Origin of the sequence: Vibrio sp. NH-UV-68, assembly GCF_042940635.1 — a bacterium.
GTDB classification, from domain to species: domain Bacteria; phylum Pseudomonadota; class Gammaproteobacteria; order Enterobacterales; family Vibrionaceae; genus Vibrio; species Vibrio pacinii.
Map to the genome: position 1 here is coordinate 126,231 of NZ_CP134975.1, position 22,610 is coordinate 148,840.

The window sequence follows — 22,610 nt, forward strand, 5'->3', positions numbered from 1 at the left end:
GGCGAGTTACCCGTCTCTGGTTATCCATCGTTCGCTATTGAGTAACTATAAGATTACATAATCAAGCGCCGTGGTTCGCAAGCTAATAAACCAACCGTCACCTAGACGCCTTTTTTGATTAGGCTCTAGCCACCTTCACCACACAGGGTTAGTGACGACAGATGGAATTACCGAAAGCCTCGATGCCGCGTGAGAAATTGCTTTCTCATGGGCCTCAGGCACTCACAGACGCAGAATTACTGGCTATTTTCCTGCGCACCGGAACACAAGGAATGAATGTGATTGCGTTGTCTGACTTTCTGATCGATGAATTTGGCTCCCTGCGGGCACTCTTCTCTTCTGAGTTGGAGCAGTTCTGCGCCTACAAAGGGCTTGGTGTCGCCAAGTACGTTCAGTTGCAAGCGGTGTTAGAGATGACCCAGCGTTATTTGAGCGAAACCCTTAAGCGAGGCGACGCATTAACGAGCCCTGAACAGACCAAGCTTTATCTATCGGGTTTACTGCGTGAAAAACACAGAGAAGAGTTTTATGTACTGTTTTTAGACAACCAACACCGAGTGATCAGTGGCGAGGTCTTATTCCAAGGCACCATTGATGCCGCTTCTGTCTATCCTCGTGAAGTGGTAAAACGTGCATTAGAGCACAATTCTGCGGCGTTAATTTTGGCGCACAATCACCCGTCAGGAGTGGCAGAACCGAGTCAAAGTGATCGCCGCATCACCCGTCGTATAACGGATGCACTGGCATTGGTTGACATTCGGGTCTTGGACCACTTTGTGGTTGGTGATGGGGAGATTGTCTCTTTCGCTGAGCTTGGTTGGATTTAAATCACATTTTTAGTTGTGAGTTCGCTGATTTCTGCTACAATCGCCCGACATTTTTTAGCACATAAATCAGCTCTGCCTAAAAAAGATCACGAAAACCTGTAAAAAGGATCTGTTCGGGTCTTGAGCAATGCTAATCAAGTTAGTATAATGCGCGACCTTTGATAGCCTTGTATGGGTTTCCATAGCGGTATAAGACCTCAAACTTCTAATTTAGAAACTGAGAGGTTCGGCCACCAAGGTTGATATCGAGCTGAAACGATTTTGGAGAAGACATTCATGTCACGAGTATGCCAAGTAACTGGTAAGCGTCCAGTAACGGGTAACAACCGTTCACACGCACGCAATGCTACTAAGCGTCGTTTTCTGCCGAACCTACAAACTCATCGTTTCTGGGTAGAGAGCGAAAAACGTTTTGTTAAACTACGTCTATCTGCAAAAGGTATGCGTATCATCGACAAGAAAGGCATCGATGCTGTTCTTGTTGATATCCGTGCAAACGGCGTAAACGTTTAAGAGGAAATAGACAATGGCAAAGAAAGGCGTACGTGAGAAAATTCGTCTAGTATCTTCTGCAGGTACTGGTCACTTCTACACGACTGATAAGAACAAACGTAACATGCCAGGCAAATTTGAGATCAAGAAATTTGATCCTGTAGTTCGCCAGCACGTTATGTACAAAGAAGCTAAAATCAAGTAATTGATTCTTCTTTGAACTTCCTCCGGGAAGCATGAATTGAAAACCCAACTATAGCGATATAGTTGGGTTTTTTATTATCTGCAATTTATACTCGTTATATCAAAGCTATAGGGAAGTGGTATGCGAGTCTCACCAAAACGTCGTCGGCGCTGGAACAACATTCTTATCTTGGGCGTGATTGCATTTATCGCGGTTCTCAACCTGCCGACACTGATCAAAACCTATCTACTTGACGATACGCCTGTCGTTACAAGCACTTACCCCTTTCTGCTTAATCCATCGGCGGAATTACAAGCGTTGCACTTTAGCGATTGGTCCTTGGAAAAACTCGAGGATGGCTGGCGTAGCTCTGTGACTAGTGCGATCCCAGAACAAGAGCTCGCACAGCGTTGGCAAGATTTGGTTGGAACAGAAGTCCCGGCGGATGACTTTGCCAATTTAAAAGCGCAATTAACAGAGCCGCAAACGATCGAGGTTTGGTATGTCGATCAGGAAGAGCCGCAAAGAGTCACTTATTATCAAACCCCACAGTTTTGGCTACTAAAAAATTGGCAAGATAAGTGGATAGCCATTTCGGTTGAACCTCGCTATCTTATGCCAGAGTAATATTTGTAAGCCGCACCTAGGAACAAGCATGCCAGAATTACCTGAAGTGGAAGTGAGCAAAATGGGGATCTCGCCTCACTTAGTCGGTCAAACCGTTGCTAAGCTGACCTTTCGTACTCCCAAGTTACGTTGGGATATTCCCCAAGATTTAAAGAAAATGGAAGGGCAGGTGATTCGCAATATCAGTCGTCGAGCTAAGTACCTACTGATTGAAACTGATGTAGGTAGTGCGATTGTTCATTTGGGGATGTCGGGTTCACTGCGCGTACTCGATGCAGAGATTGCGCCTGCCAAGCACGATCATGTCGATTTGAAACTGACCAATGGCAAAGTCTTGCGTTATAACGATCCAAGACGTTTCGGTGCCTGGCTATGGACTGAAGATGGCCATCACGCCGCTCTGGGTGCAATGGGCCCAGAGCCGCTGACCGAGGCGTTCAGTGCTGATTACATTGCAGCCAAGGCGCAGGGTAAGCGTGTGGCGGTGAAGCAATTTATTATGGATAATAAAGTGGTGGTCGGGGTTGGTAATATCTACGCCAACGAATCGCTATTTAGCGCCCGTATTCACCCAACTAGAGCGGCAGGAAGCATCAAACGTCAAGAGTGGGTATTATTGGTAGATGAGATCAAGCAAGTACTCGCCACCGCAATAAAACAAGGTGGAACCACCCTCAAAGACTTTTCTCAAGCCGATGGTAAGCCGGGCTATTTTGCGCAAGAACTACAAATGTACGGCAAAGCTGGACAGCCTTGCCCATGTTGCGGTGAGCCGATTGAAGAGCAAAAAATTGGTCAAAGGAACACGTTTTTTTGTCATCAGTGCCAAACTTAGAATCGCGAGTTAGATGCGGCAGTTGGATTCTGAATCTCGCTCGTCCCTCGCTGTTCAGAATCTGGCTTTCTATAGCCACTCGCCACTCAGACTTTCTTTTTCTCTTTCAACGCCTCGGCGACAACCTGTGGAACAAAATTAGTCACATCACCACCATGAATGGCGACTTCACGAACGATAGTTGAAGAGATAAAAGCGTGCTCTTCCGCGGGCGTGAGAAAAACACTCTCGAGCCCTGGCATTAAGCGGCGGTACATATTGGTTAAGCCAAATTCGTACTCAAAGTCGCCCGTGGTACGTAAACCGCGGATCAACACATTGGCTTGCTCTTGCTTCGCAAAATCCACCATCAGGCCTGAAAAGCCTTTCGAAGTGACATTATCCAGATGATGAGTGACGTGCTGGGCGAACTTAACGCGTTCGTCGAGGGTAAACATGGTGTTTTTACTTGGGCTGGCTGCGACCGCGATGATCACCTCATCAAACATATCAGCGGCACGTTCGATAAGATCGAGGTGACCGTTGGTAATCGGATCAAAAGTGCCCGGATAAATCACTCGGGAAAGGTGTTTTTTGCTCACGTTGAACCACTCAAATTATTCTATCTTTTTCAATGGTAACAAAAAGGCTCACAATTACCCAATTAAGCCGTTATCATTGACGCAAAAGAGAGACTTAGGTGGAATGATGAAAAAGATATTGGTGGTCAGAAACGATAAAATTGGCGATTTTATGTTGGCGTGGCCGAGCTTTGCCATGTTGAAAGCGTCATTGCCTGACTGTCATATTAGTGCCTTGGTGCCAAGTTATACGGCTGCGCTGGCACAGCTTTGTCCTTGGATTGATAGTGTTCTGATTGACCCAACAGACAAAGGATCGAAGCAAGCACAAGCCGAGCTGATTACGCAGATCAAAGCCGAGCAGTTTGACGCCTCGATTAACTTATTTTCGACCACTTATAACGCCAAAGTGGTGTGGAAAAGCCGCATTCCTTATCGACTGGCTCCTGCGACTAAACTGGCGCAAATTTTTTACAACAAACGCATCAAACAAAAGCGCTCGCAGTCTGCTAAGCCCGAGTTTGAGTACAATCTCGATCTTATTCGTGCATTTTTAACGGATATTGGCAGCACTATTGTTGAGCCTAGTGCTCCTTATTTATCGTTTAGCGCTCAAGAGCTTGAACAACAAAAAAGTAAACTTGCAGAGCAACTAGACTTAGATGTCGATAAGCCTTGGGTCTATGTCCATGCCGGCAGTGGCGGATCGGCGAACAATCTTTCTCATCAGCAATACACTCAGTTGGTGTGCGGCTTAGAAGGGGAGTTTGAAGTGGTGTTAACCGCAGGGCCTGGCGAAGAGCAAAAAACGGCGGATCTACAAGCGTTAATGTTAGAGCAAGGTCGCCATGCCGCTGTTTACGATAAGAACGATGGTCTGGTTGACGCCTCTTGCTCGATCGCTTGCGCCGATCTGTTTATCGCTGGATCCACGGGGCCCCTGCATATCGCGGCGGCGATTGATGTTCCTACGGTTGGTTTCTTTCCAAGTAAGCGTTCGGCGACACCGCTACGTTGGCAACCGATTAACTCGCAAGGCAACCATATCGCTTTTTGTCCGCCTCAAGCTGATGATAAAGCTCGCCAAGAGGATATGTCGCGAATCGATATTGGTGTTGTTTTAAAGCAACTCCAACCATGGGCAAGCTACAAGCTAGGATAAAAATAAGAGTGGGGCGATAACCATCGTCCCACTCTTATTTCCTAGAACTTATCCGGCATGGACTGGGTTTCAGTTCGTATCCACAGGTCAGCGTACTTCACGAACGTAGAATGAGCAGAAAGCAGGGAAAGTAAAAAGCCTTGTTTGCCATCCAAAAAGCCGCGTTTAAGTAAGTACATTTTCAAAAAACAGCCTAGAGCATGAACCATGCCTTGTGAAAGTGAGGCTTTTTTACCACGTGCTTGGCGTTGATCGGCCCACGCTTTGGCATAACCTGCGGATTTTACCAAGTAATGGTTCATATCATTGTAGGTAAAGTGGATCAGATCACCTTGTAAGTTCTCAACCTTCATTTGCTTTGAGACTTCGACCTTCTCATGGACAAGATCATCATTGTATTGAGTAAGCTTCGTTGGATATAGACGTAGAACGCGATCTGGATACCAACCACAGTGATGAATGTAGCGACCAAAAACCCAACTTAAACGCGCAGTCTGATAAATAGTTTTAGGTTTGTTTTCAGCGACCGCTGCAAGAATACTTTGCTTTAGCTCAGGTGTTACACGCTCATCAGCATCAAGCCATAACACATAATCAGACTCAACATAGCTTTGAGCCAAGCGACGCTGAGGTCCAAACCCTGGCCAAGTCTCATTGACAAAGAATTTATCAGTAAATTGGCTCGCAATCTCTTTGGTATTGTCGGTGCTGCCTGAATCGAGCACGACGATTTCATCTACCCAATCATGAACAGTTTCCAAGCACGCTTTTAAGTGTTGGGCTTCGTTTTTTACGATGAGTGCAACGGCGATTGTTGGTTTCGTCACGTGAGTTCCTCTGAAATGTCTCGGAGAGATGAAATTAGTGTAATTGGAGTTGAGCGACTACTTTATCAAACATAGCAATCACTTGCTTTGGTTGAATGCGCTGCATTGCGTTCTTATCTTTTACTCTTGCACGCCAGTTTAGCTCGCTAGATGGTTTGCCAGTTTCTGCCTGAATCGCTTCTTCATAAGCTGATACAACATATTGTCGATATTGATAAGGGCCAGTACGTTCTGGATTGTGGTGTGCGTATAAACCAATCACAGGTGTGTTAACGGCATTAGCCATGTGAGTAGGACCAGTATCTGGCGCAATGACCAAATCGGCTTTATCCAGTAGCGCTAGCATTTCTTTCAGTGAGCTTTTTCCGACTAAGTTGGATACAGGTGTATCTATTTGTTGCTCAATACGGCCCGCTAAGTCAGTCTCTACTTGCGCAGGACTACCGGTCAAGATGACATTCCAGCCAAGCTTGTTGGCATGATCAATGATTTGCGCATAGCCTTCGGTTGTCCAGTTTTTATAAGTTTTGCTCGCTGCGGGGACTATAACTAGATTACGCTTGTTTTTATCTAGTTGATTCGTGGCCCACGTTGCATTTTGCTCTGAGTAGTTGATATTCCACAAAGGCGTCATCTCTTCAACACCAAGTACTTGACCAAATGCGAGTAGACCATCGAGAACGTGCATAGAACTAGGCGATGGAACCTTTATGTTGGTGAACAAGTTTTGGAAGTCTTGACTACGAATCGCGTCAAAACCAAGTTTATATTTAGCCTTGATACCCAAGGTCGCGATACTGGCGCGAAACGCATACTGCATATGAAGCAGGGCATCGAATTGAAATGGTTTCAGCTCTGCCCATAACTTTTTATAACCCTGCCAGCCGTCTTTCTTGTCGAACACGACAACCTTGATTCCTGTCAAATCTTCGATGAGCTTAGCTTCTAGTTTGCCAGTAATCCATACGATCTCTGTTATCGGCCACTGGCGCTGAATAGCTTGTACAGCCGCTACGGTGTTACACACGTCACCAATTGCAGAAAGGCGAAGAATACAAAGAGACTTTGGAGCAGAGGTAAAAAGTTTCATAAGGATTTCTTTTAACAAGCAATAGCGAAGATTATGCAGAGAGGCTCAATAAATGTAAAATACCAGCCAGTATTTATTACGAGAAAGCCAAGTATGAAGACTTTGCAATTTGATAACCAGACCATTTGGTACGATGAAATCTTGCTTAAGGAAGACCCAAAGCAAGTATTCAACCCTGAATTCTGGCAGAAAAATGATAAAGTCATTGGCAGTGCGCAAGGTCGTGGCATTACTTGGTTTGTGCAAACAGACACTATAGAAGCTGCGTTACGCCATTATCGTCGAGGTGGTTTATTCGGCAAACTAGTGAAAGATAGCTATAAATTTTCTAAATGGGAAAATACCCGTAGTTATCAAGAGTTTCAGCTTTTAAACACACTTATTGATGCTGGGGTGAATGTGCCAAGGCCGATTGCGGCTCGAGCTGTAAAAAATGGCCTTACCTATAAAGCCGATTTATTGAGTGAAAAGATCCCCAATGCACGAGATTTAGTGTCTATATTGGTTGAAAAGCGACTTTCTGCTGAGATATACAAAAAAATCGGTCAAGAGATTAAGAAAATGCACGATGCTCAGATTAATCATACTGATCTGAACATTCATAATATTTTAATTGATAACCAAGATAAGGTCTGGGTCATCGACTTCGATAAATGTTTTCAGCAACCTGGTCATGACTGGAAGCAAAGTAATTTAGATAGATTAAAAAGGTCGTTTGAGAAGGAAGTGTTCAAACGAGATATCAAATGGGGAAAAGAACAGTGGGAACAACTGTTGGTTGGAAAAATAAGTAGAAATTAATGAGTAACATTAAATATAGAGCAGATATTGATGGTCTCAGGGCTGTTGCCGTCTTAATAGTTATCTTATTTCACATGAATGCAAGTTGGGTCCCTGGAGGATTCATAGGCGTTGATGTGTTTTTTGTTATCTCTGGCTATATCATTACATCGGCGATTTATCCGCAAGTATTGGCCAAAGAGTTTTCTTTTAATCAGTTTTATGTAAAACGAATTAAGAGGATTTTGCCTCTATTTTATCTCGTCGCGCTATCAAGTCTTGTCTTAGCTTATTGGTTATATACTCCAAATGATCTTGTCGGCTTTGCAGATAGCTTACGATACGCAAGTTCATTTATTGCCAACATCTATTTCGAGAAAAACTCAGGGTATTTTGCACCTACATCTGAAACACTTCCATTACTTCATACATGGTCATTAGCGATAGAAGAGCAGTTTTATTTCATATGGCCATTTGTTCTTATTTTGACCACTCGCTACTTAACACCTCGCTTATTTGGCATTGTAATGTCTGTTGCAGTAACGGGATTAATTGCTTATTCAGAGTATTTATCTCGTGTAAATGGTAGCGCTGGTTATTACTTGATTCAAAGTCGAGCATTTGAACTTCTTGTTGGTGCGTTGTTAGCGATAGTGATATATCAAAAACGGCTACACCAACTTGCTTGGTCAAAACATCTGTATCAGTTTTCTGGCATCGTCGGTATTGCTGGCATTGTTTGGTTATCTTTCTTTTTAGATGAAAGTAATGTATTTCCTGGTATTAATGCTCTGTTTGTTGTTATTTTTTCAGCGTTGATCGTTTTATCCGGAGAGTCGAAAGCAACTCTTACTTCAAGCGCATTAAGTATACGTCCAGTTGTACTATTGGGCAGACTATCGTATTCATTATATTTATGGCATTGGCCAGTATTAGCATTTTATCGTTATTATTTCACAGGCTTTACAGCAATCGATGCTCTAATCTGTGGTCTGATTACGATTGTACTTTCATTCTTGTCTTGGTTGTTGGTAGAAAATCCATTAAGACACTTAAAAATTAAAAAACGTTGGGTGTATGGGTGCTATTTGATTCTACCTATTGCTCTTTTGGTGACGCTAGCAAAAAATATTTCTTCAAAAGAAGGGTACCCAGAGCGATTCAGCGAGCCTGTTCAAGCCATGTTTGATATATCGTCATATACATTTGATCAAGATAAACATCAACGCTCACAAGCTGAAGATGCCTATCCTTTTGAGCCATATCTAATCGGTAATGCTACTCAACCTGTTACTGCGTATATTTGGGGCGACTCTCACGCAGGCCACTTTAGAAGTTTTGTGGATACATTGGGTAAAGAAAAGGGCTTTTCAGCTTTATACGGTGGTTTGGGGGGGTGTCCTCCATTGTTAGGCTCTGATCTTATTAAACATGGTTCTCCTGAAGTGCCATGTTCAAAAAGAAATAATGAGATTGCTATCAAATTGGCAGATCTAAAACCAGACATGGTCTTTATTGCTGGTAGATGGGCAATGTATTCGGAAACGACTCGAGCTGTAGGGGAAAAAGGTAGTCGAGTATTCTTGGGTGATACGTCTGATTACACTGAGTCCATACAAAATAGTCGTAGAGCGTTGACGGAAGGTTTGGAGAGGACATTGGAGCATTTAATTGCTAACGGTATTACTCCTGTACTGTTCGAACAAGCACCGTCATACACTTTCAAACCAAGTAATTGTTTGGTTAAGAAAAAGACTTATCAATGGATGAAAGATGAATCTTGTGACTTACCTCTTAATGAAATGGAGAAGCGCCAATCGATATCCAATAGGATTATTGATGACATTGCGAAAAAATACCCGCAAGTACAAGTTATTCCTATAGTATCAATGCTTTGTGATGATCTTGGCTGTAAAAGTCAGTTAGGTAGTACGCCATTGTATCTGGATAATAATCATCTGAACTATGAAGGTGCTAGGGAGCTAGCTAAACTCTGGTTGGCTGAAAAATAATTTAGAAAGGCTCCTTCGAAAGGGAGGAGTCTTTGCTAGTGCTTAAATGTTTTACCAGTAAAGTCAGCAATGACTTTTGCGGGGTTACCACCTATAACACAGTTTGCTGGGAATGTACGGGTAACAACAGCTGCACTTGATACAACACAGTTATTTCCTATCATCGCTCCCTTAAGAACGGTTGCTCTTGCGCCTACCCAAATATTATCACCAAAGTTGATTGTCTGGTTTTCATTGAGTTGTACATCTCGTTCATCTGTAATTATGTGCAAGTCTGAATCCATAAATAGAGTTTGCCAAGATACTAGAGCTTTACAGCCAAACTTAATCTCTTTATTACAGATGATAGTGGTTTCCCCTGTAAAGTTACTGCCTTGTCCAATATAAAGATGACCTTGAACGTGGAGCTTCGAACCAGTACCAATCTTAATGTGGTTGCCAAACTCAACGAGCCCATTTTTTTCTACGTTCCAAATAAACCTTGAATATTTACTGTCTGCAATTTGCACTCGTCCAAAACCTAGCTTTATCTTTCCTGTTTTGGCTGTTTGTGAAATCTTGACGTTACCACCGAGAGCAATGAATTTAGTGCGATGGTTTACTAAGATCGGAAACTTGATCGCTTGTCCAATCGGTAGGTAGTACAAATTAAAAAAAATCGTTTTCGGAACACATCTCAAATAGTGATATAGCTTGGATAGTTTCTTTAAATTCATGGCTTCCTCTGCACTATTTCATTCAAGATAAAATCAAGTGCCCCTTGGTTTCGCTCTACTACTTCTAAAGCTGCTTTGCCTTTGGTCTGTATGTTCTGTGGATCATTGAATAAATCTATTATTGCTTGAGCAAGCACCGCTTCAGATTCAACTATTTGACAGGCATTATTTTCGCTAAGTTGCCTGGTAATATCGGCGAAGTTAAAGTAACTAGGGCCGATTAGCGTGGGTTTTGCTAATGCTGCCGGCTCCAATAGATTGTGGCCACCGACCTTATCGCCAAGTAAGCTTCCGCCCATAAAACAGACGTCAGCGCTACCTAATAACACCATCATTTCGCCCATTGTATCGGCTAAGTAAACTTGAGTTTTATCGCTCACTCTATCGTGATTTGTTCTTCTAGTCGTCTCGAATTTTTTACCAGATAGCGCCATTACGTCATTAAAACGCTCTGGGTGTCTAGGAACTAATATGAGTAGAGCTGAAGGAAAGGATTCGAGCACTTGAGCGTGAGCAGTCAGTATTTTTTCATCTTCACCTTGATGAGTACTGGCAGCAATCCAAATTGGTCGAGAAGTGCCAAGCTCTTGTCTTAACTCATGTCCTTTACGCCATAGCTCTGGTGATATCGAAATGTCGTATTTAATTGAGCCAGATACAGAGAGTTGGTCCAGAGTGATGCCGAGTTTATGAAATCTTTGTGCGTCGTCTTCGTGTTGGCAGATCACTTTACTTAAGCAAGGGGCGATTAAGTTAAATAAGGGTTGCACTTTTTTATAACCACGAAACGACTTATCTGACAATCGAGCGTTTACAACCGAGATCGGTATATTAGCGTTGGATACGCAGACGAGGGTGTTAGGCCAAAGCTCGGTTTCTACTATGATTAACTGCTGTGGCTGAATTGTTTTCAAAAAACGTTTTACAGCGAAAGAGAGATCAAGCGGCATGTATCTATGCTCTGCAATATCACTTAGGGCTGCAGCCTGTTGAGCGCCGGTGGCTGTTGTCGTCGTTATCAGCAGCTTCTTATCTGGTTGCTGTGAACTCAGCTTCTTTATCAAAGGAGTTATGGCAATAACCTCTCCAACTGAGACTGCATGAATCCAAATAATAGCCTTGTTATCTCGATTATTTAGCTTGGGAGTGATGCCGAAGTGTTCCTTCCACCGAGCATCTACCGATGGTTTACCAGGCTTACGCTTATACAGGCTAGGCAAAAGAAACGGTAAGGCTAACATCAAAATGCAGTTGTATAAAACGCGTATCACTTGAGTAGATCTTCTGGTTTCTTGTGAGTCCACTTACTTCTCGGTTTATCTAAGTACTGGAAATACTCATTTGTGAAGGTTCCTTGGATACAAACATATTTCCTCTCTTTATAAGCAACCTGTTTGTTCTCGAGAATGTCTGTGATGACCATTGGTCCAGTTAAAAAGTAAACGCCTTTCTCTATGTTTCGGTTTTCAATGTTTTCAACAATTTTGTTGATAGCGAGCTCGTAGTCAGGATTATTCGGAGCGGATGCTAAGAAGAAGTTTGTGTAATGCTGGTTTTTGTTTAGCTTCACATACATTGCATTTTCAGTCTTGGGCAGAATGCGTTTCAGTGGCCAAACGAGTGTTGCATCAATGTCCATATAAATGCCGCCATGAGTATTTATGGTTATCAGTCTCCATAAGTCAGCTTGAGCTGCCCCATCATTTAGCTGCATGTATGCGTTATATACACGTTCCGAAGCATTGGCCTTAATAAACTCTTCGCGTTCTTCTGTGCTGACATAATGGTACTCGTAATCTAATGACATTAAACGATTGAACAAGTAGTTTAAATACACAGGCAGAGCACTATGAGCCGAGAAGTTTGTTTGCCAAATTATTTTAGGAATCTTGGTTTGTTCACTCGATACTACTTTCGCGTTAGATTTCGATGGAATCATAAAGCGTTTACTTGGAAACACAGCATGAAAAGGATAGGACAACATCTTAAAAATATTGCCGATAAGTCGAATTAGTCGATTGGCGACCAAAATAGATAAATTCTTCATTGCTCTTTATCAATGTCCAAAGCTGAGATTAATTGCTCGTTAGCGCATGAAATATGGCATCTGTAATTTGTGACGTTGTTGGTATCGAACCATCGGCGTTCATTACAATGTCGTGGTGCTCATACAAAGGTGTGTATCTAAACGGTACTGTTGTATAGAAAATGCCTACGGTCGGTGTGTGGGTGGATATTGCAATATTTCTAACACCAGTATCAGGGGCGACCATCAATGTTGCTTTTGCGGTGAGTTCAACGAGTTCTTCAAGAGGCAAACATGATTGAATTCTAAAATTAGAGTACTTGAGAAGCTCTTGGCAAAAATCGCCTTTTTCAAAGTCGTTTTTGCCCTCTAAGTAGACATGTGTTTGGTTAGGGTTTTCTTGGATGGCTCTCTCTAGAACTTCAAACATCTGCTCTTTGGTCAAAATTTTACGTAACTGTGATGCACCATTGAAATAAAGTACATAAGGCTTATCTGTATCAACGAGTTCTCGGTGATCAGGATAAGAGAAATCCAATGGATGAGAAGGGTTGTGCCCAAGCAGCTTTAGCATATCTAACATGCATTCGACTTCAGGCTGAAAATCTGAACGATGAACTGCGACGTTGAACAAAGTCCCGCATAAATACCATTTATATGGAAAACCAATTTTTAGCTTGGCTTTACTCAGTGCTGTCATCCAGTGAGAGCGGTTGGTACTCGCTAAGTCGAAAATGATATCTTGCTCGCCAAGTTGTTTGATGTTACTGATTTTTTCTTTAAAAGATGTTGTTTTTCCTGGCTCTTTTCCAGGCATAACATGAACGTGATCAACTAAATCATTCGGTATCCCATACATGTAGTTTGAGACAGCAACTAAGGTGATCTCTGCGTTAGGAAAAAACTTTCTAGCTTCAACTAAGAATGGACGAACCACAACTTGGTCACCCAAAGCAGCATGTCTGATCACTGCAATTTTCTGAATGTTCTCTGGTTTAAAGTCATGTTGAATATATTGGCGTGCTTTTTTAGAAGCGTAAGCACCACGCTCAAACCATAAGTGTTTCATTAATTATTACTCTAGAAATTTATCAACGGCAGAGATTACTTGAGAAGGCATTAGCTTATTCAGACAGTCTTGATGGCCCAGTGGGCATTCGCGCTTGAAACATGGACGACATTCAATGTCAGTATGCACCATTTCTAACTTGTCAGTTAGAGGAGGGGTATATTTTGGTGAACTAGAACCATATATTGCCACTATATTACAACCTACTGCTGCTGATACATGCATCAAGCCTGAATCGTTTGCGACCACAGTATGGCAAGCTGAAAGTAGGTCTACTGCCTCAATTAAAGACGTTTTTCCTGCGAGGTCATAGCAGTTTTTCTGTTCTGTTTTGTTGAGCGCCGTTGTGATTTTGTTTGTCACTGTTTTATCTTTGTCAGAGCCAAATAGCCAAACTTGTTGTCCTTTTCCGATAAGGTACTTCGCGAGATCCGCATAGTATTTATCAGGCCAGCGCTTGGCTGGGCCAAATTCTGCGCCAGGGCATAATCCCACGGCAGGTTTATCGAGAGAAAGGTTTAATTGCCCACATGTGCGATGTAGAGCTACATGGTCAATGGTCAGTTTTGGGGAAGGACAGTTGTCTAAGCGTACTTCTGAGCGCATATTTTCTTTGGTAGAAGCTAGGGCGACATATCGCTCAACCATATATTGAAAAACGCGTTTGTCTGGACGAAGGTCAGTCAGTAACCCGTAGCGAAATTCCCCTTTCCACCCTGTTCGTACAGGAATTCGTGCAAACCAAGGAATTAACGCTGATTTTGCTGAGTTAGGCAGAACAAAGGCATGTGTATAACCATTTTTTTTCAGCGCCCTACCCAGCGCTCTGCGACCTAAAAGGTTAAACTCACCATGACCTACTGGCATCTCAATCGCTTGGTTGACTTCTGGCATGCGTTCTAAAATTGGTTTACACCAAGATGGGGCGAGTACGTCAATCTCACTTTGAGGATGCTGCGCTTTTAATGTCGTATATAAACTCTGCGACATTACCATGTCGCCTACCCATGATGGGCCGATAATAAGGATTTTCATGCCAAAAATAAAAAATGTTTTAGATAGTAAAAGGTAACACATTTGGGGGATAAATAATAATGTATCAGATGGGCGGTTGACTGCTAAGTTAATCGAAGAGTTAGATGCCTATAGCGCCATTTTTTTTTCATTTTAAAGTCAAAATATGCTCTAATAGCCGCCCGTTTTGTGAGTAATGGTTTTGGTTGTGAAAGTTTTTGTCATCAGTTTAAAGCGCAGTCCTGAGCGCAGAAAGTACATCAAGAAGCAGCTTGATGACTTAGGCGTTGAGTTTGAGTTTTTTGATGCAGTTGATGGTCGAGCTGAGCCGCCTCACCCGCTATTTGAAAGTTATGATTACGCAAAACGATTGTGGTTGACTAGCGGCCGAATGCCGTCAAAAGGTGAACTCGGTGTTTATGGTAGCCATTATTTATTGTGGAAGAAGTCTATTGAAATTGAAGAACCTATTATCGTTTTTGAAGACGATGCGGCGATTCTTCCCTCTTTCCCAAGTTATTTAGATATTATCAAAAGTAAGATCATTCATTATGGTTTTTTGCGTTTAGAACCCAAAAATAATAAAGGCGTTTTGTGTTTTAAAGAAGAAGGTGAAAACTTTCGCATCTCTTTTATGACTGATAACTTTGGTGGGCTAAGGTGTTATGCCATATCTCCAGATGCAGCGAAAAAGTTAGTTGATCACTCTAAACGATGGAGCATGCCTGTCGATAATTACGTGGGTTCGATTTATTTACACGAGATGCCCTCATATATATTGTCGCCTGCTGTGGTTGAAAATCCTCAAGAGTTTGATAGCACTATTCAACTGGGTGAAGAAAAAAAGGCCAAGTGGTACCGAAAACCTAGCCGAGAGCTTTACTCTTTGTATCGCAGAATTAAGATGCGACAAGGGAACAAGAAATACTTATGAAAAAGTGGTTAGTTCATTTGGAGAACGCCTTGTTGTTCTCTCCGTTTTTTTTGGTATTGGTCTCTATATTTAATTTTTCAGATACCAAATCGTTGATTTCTAGACTGTCATTGGTTGTTATTCTTTATTGTCTTGTACGTCATCGTGAGGCCATTAAAACTAACTGGGACAACAAAGAGTATCAGTCGTTTTTTTATGTCAGCAGTCTGATTTTTTTTTACTTTACCGTCATGCACTTATGGCGAGGTGATAATTTTGGTTTTCCAAGAACTCTGCTGACCTGTTTAGTCTATATCGCGGTCATTCCTTGGCGACAATTCTCACAACGTTGGATCATTAACACAGTTGTGATTGCGGCTTATATTTGTGGTTTTAATGCGTTATATGAACATTTGGTTATGAATGTAGGCCGAGTGGGGATTGCGACAAACCCGATTCCATATGCACTGTATTGTGCTTTTTTGTCTTTATCCTCTTTGTATTTAGTCAACTTCTATTCAAGATGCTGGCAAAAAGCCACGTCGATAGCAGGTTGTCTGCTGGCATTGTATGCTCTTGTTTTAACTGATGTTAGAGGGGTATTGATTGTCTACCCAGTAATGCTTAGCTTTGTATTGATTAACCTATTTCCGCGACTTTCTAAAGTTAGACTTATGGGGGTAATCATTGTAGTGGTTGGTGGGGTCTATCTGGCCTTCAAACCCACTCTGGATACTCGGTTTGAGCGAACTGCTGCCGAGTTTCAAATTATTGCTCAAGGTAACTACGGCAATTCGATAGGGGTTCGTTTGGATTTATGGCAATATGGTATTCAAGCTTGGCAGAGTGCGCCGCTATTTGGGCTAGGTGACGATAGTTTAGAAGTCGGTATTCGAGCTCTGCCAAATAAGCGTGCAGCGCGACAACCTCACTTACATAATCAGTATATTGATACCTTGGCGAGGTATGGCTTGATTGGTGCTATCTTGTGGTTTAGCTGGTTAGCAAGTGCTGTTTATACTACGTTGAATCGGGATAGCTCTTCACCAAAGCGAAGCCATGCTCCAGCTGTTTTAATGCAAACGCTGATAGGTCTAATGTTACTGGCGAGTTTGACCGATATTCCTTTTCATCATACCCATATGGTGTATTTATTTAGCCTTATTGTCGGCAGCTTAATTATGACTCGCCCCCACCAAGCAGACAACGCAAATCACTAGTATGTGAGTTCATCTTGCCAAGTGATGTTCTCTTGAACACATTTGGCAGGATTGCCTACTGCGATACAGCTAGGGGCGAGATCTTTGGCTAAGGTCGCGTTTATTCCTACAATGCTTTTATCTCCCACGTGGCAGCCTTTTAAAATAGTGACGTTATCGGCTAGCCAAACATGATCGCCGATCTTGATACTTTTCGCGTTGTTAACTCGGATGTTATTTGAAAGGATATTGTGCCCATCACTGGTCATGATTTTCACATTGCGAGAAAGCATACAATCTTTACCAATTACCAACTGCGTACCGTTTTCTCTTGCAGATAAATAGCAGTTGTGGCCTATCACACTCCCCATTCCTATATTGAGAATGCAATCAGTCCCATCAATTTCTATTTGGCTATCTCGGAGGTTAACGCCCTCTTCAATAATAAGCTGGTTATTATTACCTTTAATTGATATCTGACATCCACGGACTTTCGAGTTAGAGGAAATTTTGATTTGATGTCCGCTTCCTGACAGTCGAACTTTGTTTCTCAGCTTGATACCTAGTGAGACTTTGGATGAAAGCATAATATTTGTTGTCTTTTGGTAGTAGCGCTCTAATTTTTCAATATGGCTATCGGTTGAAAAATCTTGCAGTGCTCGTTGGAAGGCGAGCTCAGCATGTTGTTGAGCTAATGGAGGCGACAGTAAATATTGCTCTATGTTTGCTGCGATTTGTGCAGGTGATAACGGGTCGCACAACAGAGCGACGGGAGCGAGAATCTCTGGTAACGCTCCAGTATTCGCGCCTACAATAGTTTTTTTTGCTGCCATGGCTTCAATCGCAGTTAAGCCAAATGCCTCGTTATGGTTTGGCATGCAGACGATATCCATAACCGCTAGCATTCTGTTAGTGTCTTTTCTAAACCCTACTAGGTGAACGCGTTGGCTTAAGTTTAAGCCGTGAATGCGTTTTTTCAGTTGCTCAACAAAAGCATTATCAGAACCTTCGGAAACATCTAACCCTCCAACTAGCATTAGATGTAGCTTCGAGTGGTTGTCTTTTAGTAGAATGAACGCTTCTAACAGTTCCATTTGTCCCTTGCCAGAACAGATGCGCCCAACATTACCGATAATGGTACTGTCAGAAGGCAGGCCAAGTTCAGCCTTAATCGCTGCAATATCTTCAGGATGGTCTATTGGATTTGGCGGAATATCCGTACCTAGCCATAGACGACTGATTTTTTTTTCAGCAACAGGAAGCGCTTTAAGGTTGCGTTGGTAGGTTTCATCACTGATCGACAGCACCTGATTGATATGGGAGTACGCCCATCGGTGATAAAGGTCTCTTTTGGGGCGGGTGACCCCCATATGCTCGGTAAAGAAGGCGTTTCTTTTGGTTATTAGATCTAATAAGGCAGAAACAAGAATATCACCAGATTTATGACAATGAACAACTTCAACATTTCGCTGTTTTAACCATTTGTTGAGTTTGAATAGTTGGGATGAAATAAGTTGCCCTTTATTCGCTACCTCAAAGGTTTCAATTCCAGCTTCTTGCATACCTTTAGCCACTTGTGTTTCAGCAGTACATAAGCCGTAGACTTTGTAGCCCCGCTGAATAAACGCTTTTCCTGTACGGATAGGGTACATTTCTAATCCCCCCCAACCACGGGAGAGACAAATATGGACAATGGCAGGCTTTGTCACGAATCACCTTACTAAATCTAAAGAAGAGAATGAGCAAAATAAGGCGGTAATTAAACCACCTTATTGCTTTCGGTTAGGTTGTATAGGCGCTATCTGTTCACTAGAGCCATATATTCTGCAACACCTTCTGCTACCGTTTTGAACTTATGGTCGCAGCCGGCAGCGCGCAGTTTGGTTAGATCGGCTTGAGTAAATTCTTGGTAAGCACCTTTCAGATGCTCTGGGAACGGAATGGTTTCCACTTGTCCTTTACCATGGAACTGAATCACTGCTTTAGCCACTTCATCAAATGACTCGGCGTTACCAGTGCCAAGGTTAAAAATGCCAGATTGACCGCTTTGCATAAACCAAAGGTTAACAGCAGCTACATCGCCCACGTAGACGAAGTCACGCCTAAAGGTTTCGCTGCCTGCGAACAACTTTGGATTCTCACCCGCGTTCATCTGGTTGTTGAGGTGGAATGCTACTGATGCCATGGAGCCTTTGTGCTGTTCACGTGGGCCGTAAACATTGAAATAACGGAAACCAGTCACTTGAGAGAGTTTCTCGCCGTGATCTTCAGCATCTTGCCAAATGCGACGCACATAGTTATCAAACTGCTGTTTCGAGTAACCATAGACGTTAAGCGCACCTTCGTACTCTTTCTCTTCAATAAATGTATCGGTTTCGCCATAAGTTGCCGCCGAAGATGCGTATAGGAAAGGGATCTCACGTTCTAAACAGTAGTGAAGCAGCTCTTTTGAATACTCGTAGTTATTGAGCATCATGTATTTGCCATCCCACTCGGTAGTGGCAGAACAAGCACCTTCATGGAATACAGCGTCAATAGGGCCAAAGTCGTCACCAGCCATCACCTGGGCGAGGAAATCATCTCGGTCCATGTAATCTGCGATGTCTAGATCAACTAAGTTTTGGAACTTTTTGCCATTCTTAAGGTTATCGACTACCAAAATGTCGTTAATGCCTTTTTCATTCAGTGCTTTAACGATGTTGCTGCCAATCATGCCAGCGCCGCCAGTTACGATGATCATACCTATACCTTACTCATGTTCTGTTTATTGCTGTGAGTATATCACAATCCTAGTGGCGGGCTACGAGCTACGAGCTATTTGAGCTCAACCTTTTCATTGGTAAAAATACAATGAGATGGTAGCAGTCGGGTGACTAATGATTTTATTGACAATCTCGCTGAACGGTTGCACCGATAATATCTCAGATAAAATAAAGAGGGTCACTAGTGAGAAAACGTGCTCTATTCGCGATGCCGACAAGTTAATGCTTGATTCAAACACACAACCAGAAGGAGAGTAGGTATTAATAATGAACTGTCTCTGCGGAGCAAAAGATGATGTTGATAATGAATGTCTCTACAGCTGAAGGAAGGTTTGGCAATTGTTAAACGTGTTAATTGAATACTATCCAGATCTCATAACGGATACAGACCTTAAGCAAGAGCTTTTGATGAATTATGGCTTTGCGTTATCATCAGCCCTGGGCAACAGCAACATACTTTAGAGGTGGAAAAGCACTACGACCCCAAAAAGAATAAAGTAATTTATTACTTAGATGATGCAGCGGTAAAGTGGGTACAGTACATGCAGTTAATGATTGCATTGGTTTGAGCATCAAAATAATGTATTATTGGTTCGATTTTTAGGCAGTGAAGTCATTTTTTAATTGCTATTTAATGTTTGCCAAATCAATTGCTTAGTTATGTGTTATAAGCAATTTAAGCTGGTTTTTTCAAGCGCAGTAAACAATCGCGCTATGAACAGCGTTTACCTCGATAAAGGTGTGAGTTGCCACTATCCACAAGTCAGATAGCGATTTCTGCAGTGGCAAGAGTATCTGTCAGTTTGAACCTTTATCTTTTAAACGTACTTTCCGAACTGACTCTGAGTAGACCTTCATATAGGCTTATGCGCGTTCAATGCTGCAGGTGTTGGTTGTATCAAGAATAGCAAGATAGAGTATATTGGGGCGGGTTGAAGGAAAATATCAAAAATAATTAATTACAACGGGATAGTTAAAATGGGCAGTCTCAAATGAATAAGAAGTGTCATCAGATGGATGAATGATCTGAGATGAAAATACACAAAATTACATTAACTTTACAAAATTATTAAGTTTTGAGGCTAGGAAATGTCAAAAAAGAAGGTGTTAACAGTTTTTGGTACGCGCCCTGAAGCGATAAAAATGGCGCCATTAGTTCATGCATTAGCAGAGGATGAGCGATTTGAAGCGAAGTGTTGTGTTACTGCTCAGCACCGTGAAATGCTTGATCAGGTATTATATCTTTTCGACATTACCCCTGATTATGACCTTAATCTAATGAAACCAGGGCAAACCTTAAATGATGTGACCGCCCGAATTCTAATCGAGCTAAAACCCGTGTTACAAGAATTCAAACCTGATGTTGTACTTGTTCATGGTGACACAGCGACTACATTCGCAGCAAGCTTGGCTGCTTATTATGAACAGATTGCTGTTGGTCATGTAGAGGCGGGGTTACGGACTGGTAACCTCCATTCACCTTGGCCAGAAGAAGCGAATCGTCGTTTAACTGGTGCATTAACAAAGTATCATTTTGCTCCCACCCAAGTGTCCAAAGATAATCTTTTGAGAGAAAATTTTACAGAAGCTGATATTTCGATAACAGGGAATACAGTTATCGATGCCTTACTGTTAATTCAAAATAAGATCACTCACGATGAGTCGCTTAGAAACGAGATTGCAGCAGGTTTTCCATTTTTGGATGAATCGAAAAAGATCATATTAGTGACAGGTCATCGCCGCGAAAGTTTTGGAGGTGGCTTTGAACGCATTTGTGAGGCCTTAGCGATTACGGCTAAACAACATCCAGAAGCACAAATAGTCTACCCGATGCATTTGAACCCGAATGTACGCGAGCCAGTTAACAGAATTTTATCGAATGTAAAGAATGTCCACCTTATTGAGCCACAGCAGTACTTACCTTTTGTCTACCTGATGACAAAAGCAAACATCATTTTGACGGATTCTGGTGGTATTCAAGAAGAGGCGCCGTCATTAGGCAAGCCAGTACTTGTCATGCGTGATACGACAGAGCGCCCAGAGGCAGTTGCGGCGGGTACAGTTAAGCTTGTAGGGACTGAGATTCATAGAATCGTCTCAAGCTTACATGTTTTACTCACAGATAATAATGAATATGAAAAGATGAGTTTTGCCCACAACCCTTATGGGGATGGAAAAGCATGCCAACGTATTCTAGGTGTTCTAGCAAAGTAATTTAATTTAACGAGAAGTATATATGTCTTTTGAAACAGTATCAGTTGTAGGTTTAGGCTACATTGGTCTGCCAACAGCAGCAATGTTCGCATCACGCAAGAAAAAGGTTGTAGGTGTTGATGTTAACCAACATGCTGTAGACACAATCAATCAAGGTAAAATTCATATCATTGAGCCAGAGCTTGATATGATCGTAAATGTTGCAGTCAAAGAAGGTTACTTAAAAGCGGTGACAGCTCCAGAAGCGGCTGATGCGTTTCTCATCGCTGTTCCAACTCCTTTTTTACCTTGCCAAGAGGGTGAAGTACCTGCACCCGATCTTTCTTATATCAAAGCTGCGAGCAAAGCAATTGCTCCAGTTTTAAAGAAGGGTGACCTAGTGATTTTAGAATCGACTTCACCTGTTGGTGCAACAGAGCAAATGGCTGATTGGTTAGCTGAAGCTCGCTCAGACCTTACCTTCCCTAAAACTCATGGAGAGAGTGCTGATATCAATATTTCTCATTGTCCAGAACGAGTGTTGCCAGGCCATGTTGTTCGTGAGTTAGTTGAAAATGATCGTGTTGTAGGTGGTCTAACACCAAAGTGTTCAAAACGTTCAGTAGAGCTCTATCAAACGTTCGTTCAAGGTGAATGTGTTGTTACGAATGCTCGAACTGCAGAAATGGCTAAGTTGACTGAAAATAGCTCTCGTGATGTTCAGATTGCATTCGCCAATGAACTTTCTGTTATTTGTGATAAGTTAGACATTAATGTGTGGGAATTGATTGCACTTGCAAACCGCCATCCACGAGTAAACATTCTTCAGCCTGGGCCAGGCGTAGGAGGACACTGCATTGCGGTAGATCCATGGTTCATCGTTTCTAAGTCGCCAACCGATGCTCGGATTATTCACGCTGCACGAATAGTGAATGATAGCAAGCCTGATTGGGTTGTAGATAAAACTAAAATGGCTATTGCTGATTTCTTGCAAGAGAATACTGATAAAACTGCAAAAGATATTATAATTGCGTGCTACGGTTTAGCCTTTAAGCCTGATATCGATGACTTGCGAGAAAGTCCTGCTTTAGATATTACAAAAAAATTATCGCAAGTACATTCTGGAAGGGTGGTCGCTGTCGAACCAAATATAGCTTCGTTAGCCCTAGCAAGTGTAGATTTGATAGAGGTAGATGAAGCATTCGCAATAGCAGATATACATGTATTACTTGTCGACCATAAACAGTTTGTTATGCTAAAACCTAGTTTGAAGTACCTAGTCGATTCAAAAGGTATCTGGTAACTAGATAATCTTATTAGAG

22 protein-coding genes and 1 pseudogene are annotated in these 22,610 nt (G+C 42.3%); 12 read left to right on the forward strand and 11 right to left on the reverse strand.

Going from position 1 to position 22,610, the window contains the following annotated elements:
* The first annotated feature begins 161 nt into the window (after positions 1-161).
* The 5 genes from radC to mutM all read left to right on the forward strand — a co-directional run bounded on the left by radC (position 162) and on the right by mutM (position 2,965).
* Positions 162-827 (forward strand): DNA repair protein RadC, encoded by a 666-nt coding sequence (gene radC / locus ViNHUV68_RS00575; RefSeq protein WP_391088831.1) that lies wholly within the window; start codon positions 162-164, stop codon positions 825-827.
* A gap of 276 nt (positions 828-1,103) precedes the next feature.
* A complete protein-coding gene (rpmB, locus tag ViNHUV68_RS00580) occupies positions 1,104-1,340 on the forward strand; it encodes a 50S ribosomal protein L28 (protein ID WP_004743834.1) in 237 nt (78 codons plus the stop codon).
* Between the two features lie 13 nt (positions 1,341-1,353).
* Positions 1,354-1,524: a 50S ribosomal protein L33 gene (gene rpmG, locus ViNHUV68_RS00585; RefSeq protein ID WP_004410866.1), complete on the forward strand. Its 171-nt coding sequence runs from the start codon at positions 1,354-1,356 to the stop codon at positions 1,522-1,524.
* A 120-nt stretch (positions 1,525-1,644) separates the two neighbouring features.
* Positions 1,645-2,130 (forward strand): hypothetical protein, encoded by a 486-nt coding sequence (locus ViNHUV68_RS00590; protein ID WP_038175405.1) that lies wholly within the window; start codon positions 1,645-1,647, stop codon positions 2,128-2,130.
* A 28-nt stretch (positions 2,131-2,158) separates the two neighbouring features.
* Positions 2,159-2,965, forward strand: a complete 807-nt coding sequence (mutM, locus tag ViNHUV68_RS00595; protein ID WP_391088834.1) for a bifunctional DNA-formamidopyrimidine glycosylase/DNA-(apurinic or apyrimidinic site) lyase — start codon at positions 2,159-2,161, stop codon at positions 2,963-2,965.
* Positions 2,966-3,051: 86 nt separating this feature from the next.
* On the opposite strand, the gene coaD is transcribed toward mutM, so the two are convergent.
* On the reverse strand, positions 3,052-3,546 hold the full coding sequence (gene coaD / locus ViNHUV68_RS00600) for a pantetheine-phosphate adenylyltransferase (protein WP_391088836.1): 495 nt from the start codon (positions 3,544-3,546) through the stop codon (positions 3,052-3,054).
* 106 nt (positions 3,547-3,652) lie between these two features.
* Here coaD and ViNHUV68_RS00605 point away from each other — a divergent pair, with 106 nt between their 5' ends.
* Positions 3,653-4,687: a glycosyltransferase family 9 protein gene (locus ViNHUV68_RS00605; protein ID WP_391090225.1), complete on the forward strand. Its 1,035-nt coding sequence runs from the start codon at positions 3,653-3,655 to the stop codon at positions 4,685-4,687.
* Positions 4,688-4,728: 41 nt separating this feature from the next.
* Here the strand turns inward: ViNHUV68_RS00605 and ViNHUV68_RS00610 are convergent, their stop codons facing one another.
* Complete coding sequence (locus tag ViNHUV68_RS00610) at positions 4,729-5,514, reverse strand: glycosyltransferase (RefSeq protein ID WP_391088838.1); 786 nt, start codon at positions 5,512-5,514, stop codon at positions 4,729-4,731.
* Positions 5,515-5,548: 34 nt separating this feature from the next.
* Positions 5,549-6,604, reverse strand: a complete 1,056-nt coding sequence (locus ViNHUV68_RS00615) for a glycosyltransferase family 9 protein (protein WP_391088840.1) — start codon at positions 6,602-6,604, stop codon at positions 5,549-5,551.
* 93 nt (positions 6,605-6,697) lie between these two features.
* Between ViNHUV68_RS00615 and ViNHUV68_RS00620 the strand changes: the two genes are divergently transcribed.
* Positions 6,698-7,405 (forward strand): 3-deoxy-D-manno-octulosonic acid kinase, encoded by a 708-nt coding sequence (locus ViNHUV68_RS00620; protein WP_391088842.1) that lies wholly within the window; start codon positions 6,698-6,700, stop codon positions 7,403-7,405.
* Positions 7,405-9,396: an SGNH hydrolase domain-containing protein gene (locus ViNHUV68_RS00625; RefSeq protein ID WP_391088844.1), complete on the forward strand. Its 1,992-nt coding sequence runs from the start codon at positions 7,405-7,407 to the stop codon at positions 9,394-9,396. Before ViNHUV68_RS00620 ends, ViNHUV68_RS00625 begins: the two co-directional genes overlap by 1 nt.
* Positions 9,397-9,431: 35 nt before the next feature.
* Here the strand turns inward: ViNHUV68_RS00625 and ViNHUV68_RS00630 are convergent, their stop codons facing one another.
* From ViNHUV68_RS00630 to waaF, 5 genes are read right to left on the reverse strand one after another with little or no spacing between them, the layout of a single operon-like run.
* A complete protein-coding gene (locus ViNHUV68_RS00630; RefSeq protein WP_391088846.1) occupies positions 9,432-10,112 on the reverse strand; it encodes an acyltransferase in 681 nt (226 codons plus the stop codon).
* Positions 10,109-11,353 (reverse strand): lipid IV(A) 3-deoxy-D-manno-octulosonic acid transferase, encoded by a 1,245-nt coding sequence (waaA, locus tag ViNHUV68_RS00635; protein ID WP_391090227.1) that lies wholly within the window; start codon positions 11,351-11,353, stop codon positions 10,109-10,111. Before waaA ends, ViNHUV68_RS00630 begins: the two co-directional genes overlap by 4 nt.
* 26 nt (positions 11,354-11,379) lie before the next feature.
* Entirely contained in the window at positions 11,380-12,159 is a 780-nt protein-coding gene (locus ViNHUV68_RS00640) for a glycosyltransferase (protein ID WP_391088847.1), read from the reverse strand.
* A 28-nt stretch (positions 12,160-12,187) separates the two neighbouring features.
* The gene (locus tag ViNHUV68_RS00645; RefSeq protein ID WP_391088849.1) at positions 12,188-13,207 is read right to left on the reverse strand and encodes a glycosyltransferase family 9 protein; all 1,020 of its coding nucleotides are present in this window, start codon (positions 13,205-13,207) and stop codon (positions 12,188-12,190) included.
* Positions 13,208-13,213: 6 nt separating this feature from the next.
* Positions 13,214-14,242, reverse strand: a complete 1,029-nt coding sequence (gene waaF / locus ViNHUV68_RS00650; RefSeq protein WP_391088851.1) for a lipopolysaccharide heptosyltransferase II — start codon at positions 14,240-14,242, stop codon at positions 13,214-13,216.
* A gap of 187 nt (positions 14,243-14,429) precedes the next feature.
* On the opposite strand from waaF, the gene ViNHUV68_RS00655 reads away from it, so the two are divergent.
* Positions 14,430-15,155 (forward strand): glycosyltransferase family 25 protein, encoded by a 726-nt coding sequence (locus ViNHUV68_RS00655; RefSeq protein WP_391088853.1) that lies wholly within the window; start codon positions 14,430-14,432, stop codon positions 15,153-15,155.
* The gene (locus ViNHUV68_RS00660) at positions 15,152-16,354 is read left to right on the forward strand and encodes an O-antigen ligase family protein (protein ID WP_391088855.1); all 1,203 of its coding nucleotides are present in this window, start codon (positions 15,152-15,154) and stop codon (positions 16,352-16,354) included. Before ViNHUV68_RS00655 ends, ViNHUV68_RS00660 begins: the two co-directional genes overlap by 4 nt.
* On the opposite strand, the gene ViNHUV68_RS00665 is transcribed toward ViNHUV68_RS00660, so the two are convergent.
* The 3 genes and pseudogenes from ViNHUV68_RS00665 to rfaD form a co-directional block, all read right to left on the reverse strand.
* The gene (locus ViNHUV68_RS00665) at positions 16,351-16,920 is read right to left on the reverse strand and encodes an acyltransferase (protein ID WP_391090229.1); all 570 of its coding nucleotides are present in this window, start codon (positions 16,918-16,920) and stop codon (positions 16,351-16,353) included. The two genes, ViNHUV68_RS00660 and ViNHUV68_RS00665, sit on opposite strands and share 4 nt — an antisense overlap.
* 90 nt (positions 16,921-17,010) lie before the next feature.
* Positions 17,011-17,985 (reverse strand): annotated as a pseudogene (locus tag ViNHUV68_RS00670) (glycosyltransferase family 4 protein); the annotation flags it as partial.
* A gap of 146 nt (positions 17,986-18,131) precedes the next feature.
* Entirely contained in the window at positions 18,132-19,073 is a 942-nt protein-coding gene (rfaD, locus tag ViNHUV68_RS00675) for an ADP-glyceromanno-heptose 6-epimerase (protein WP_391088856.1), read from the reverse strand.
* Positions 19,074-20,184: 1,111 nt separating this feature from the next.
* Here rfaD and wecB point away from each other — a divergent pair.
* Positions 20,185-21,309 (forward strand): non-hydrolyzing UDP-N-acetylglucosamine 2-epimerase, encoded by a 1,125-nt coding sequence (gene wecB, locus ViNHUV68_RS00680; RefSeq protein WP_391088858.1) that lies wholly within the window; start codon positions 20,185-20,187, stop codon positions 21,307-21,309.
* Positions 21,310-21,331: 22 nt separating this feature from the next.
* A complete protein-coding gene (wecC, locus tag ViNHUV68_RS00685; protein ID WP_391088860.1) occupies positions 21,332-22,591 on the forward strand; it encodes a UDP-N-acetyl-D-mannosamine dehydrogenase in 1,260 nt (419 codons plus the stop codon).
* The last annotated feature ends 19 nt before the right edge of the window (positions 22,592-22,610 follow it).

Bases quoted from the DNA above. Each gene is read 5' to 3' on its own strand.
- radC (WP_391088831.1), top strand. From the start codon at position 162: ATGGAATTACCGAAAGCCTCGATGCCGCGTGAGAAATTGCTTTCTCAT.
- rpmB (WP_004743834.1), top strand. From the start codon at position 1,104: ATGTCACGAGTATGCCAAGTAACTGGTAAGCGTCCAGTAACGGGTAAC.
- rpmG (WP_004410866.1), top strand. From the start codon at position 1,354: ATGGCAAAGAAAGGCGTACGTGAGAAAATTCGTCTAGTATCTTCTGCA.
- ViNHUV68_RS00590 (WP_038175405.1), top strand. From the start codon at position 1,645: ATGCGAGTCTCACCAAAACGTCGTCGGCGCTGGAACAACATTCTTATC.
- mutM (WP_391088834.1), top strand. From the start codon at position 2,159: ATGCCAGAATTACCTGAAGTGGAAGTGAGCAAAATGGGGATCTCGCCT.
- ViNHUV68_RS00605 (WP_391090225.1), top strand. From the start codon at position 3,653: ATGAAAAAGATATTGGTGGTCAGAAACGATAAAATTGGCGATTTTATG.
- ViNHUV68_RS00615 (WP_391088840.1), bottom strand. From the start codon at position 6,604: ATGAAACTTTTTACCTCTGCTCCAAAGTCTCTTTGTATTCTTCGCCTT.
- ViNHUV68_RS00620 (WP_391088842.1), top strand. From the start codon at position 6,698: ATGAAGACTTTGCAATTTGATAACCAGACCATTTGGTACGATGAAATC.
- ViNHUV68_RS00625 (WP_391088844.1), top strand. From the start codon at position 7,405: ATGAGTAACATTAAATATAGAGCAGATATTGATGGTCTCAGGGCTGTT.
- ViNHUV68_RS00630 (WP_391088846.1), bottom strand. From the start codon at position 10,112: ATGAATTTAAAGAAACTATCCAAGCTATATCACTATTTGAGATGTGTT.
- waaA (WP_391090227.1), bottom strand. From the start codon at position 11,353: ATGTTAGCCTTACCGTTTCTTTTGCCTAGCCTGTATAAGCGTAAGCCT.
- ViNHUV68_RS00640 (WP_391088847.1), bottom strand. From the start codon at position 12,159: ATGAAGAATTTATCTATTTTGGTCGCCAATCGACTAATTCGACTTATC.
- ViNHUV68_RS00645 (WP_391088849.1), bottom strand. From the start codon at position 13,207: ATGAAACACTTATGGTTTGAGCGTGGTGCTTACGCTTCTAAAAAAGCA.
- waaF (WP_391088851.1), bottom strand. From the start codon at position 14,242: ATGAAAATCCTTATTATCGGCCCATCATGGGTAGGCGACATGGTAATG.
- ViNHUV68_RS00660 (WP_391088855.1), top strand. From the start codon at position 15,152: ATGAAAAAGTGGTTAGTTCATTTGGAGAACGCCTTGTTGTTCTCTCCG.
- ViNHUV68_RS00665 (WP_391090229.1), bottom strand. From the start codon at position 16,920: ATGCTTTCATCCAAAGTCTCACTAGGTATCAAGCTGAGAAACAAAGTT.
- rfaD (WP_391088856.1), bottom strand. From the start codon at position 19,073: ATGATCATCGTAACTGGCGGCGCTGGCATGATTGGCAGCAACATCGTT.
- wecB (WP_391088858.1), top strand. From the start codon at position 20,185: ATGTCAAAAAAGAAGGTGTTAACAGTTTTTGGTACGCGCCCTGAAGCG.
- wecC (WP_391088860.1), top strand. From the start codon at position 21,332: ATGTCTTTTGAAACAGTATCAGTTGTAGGTTTAGGCTACATTGGTCTG.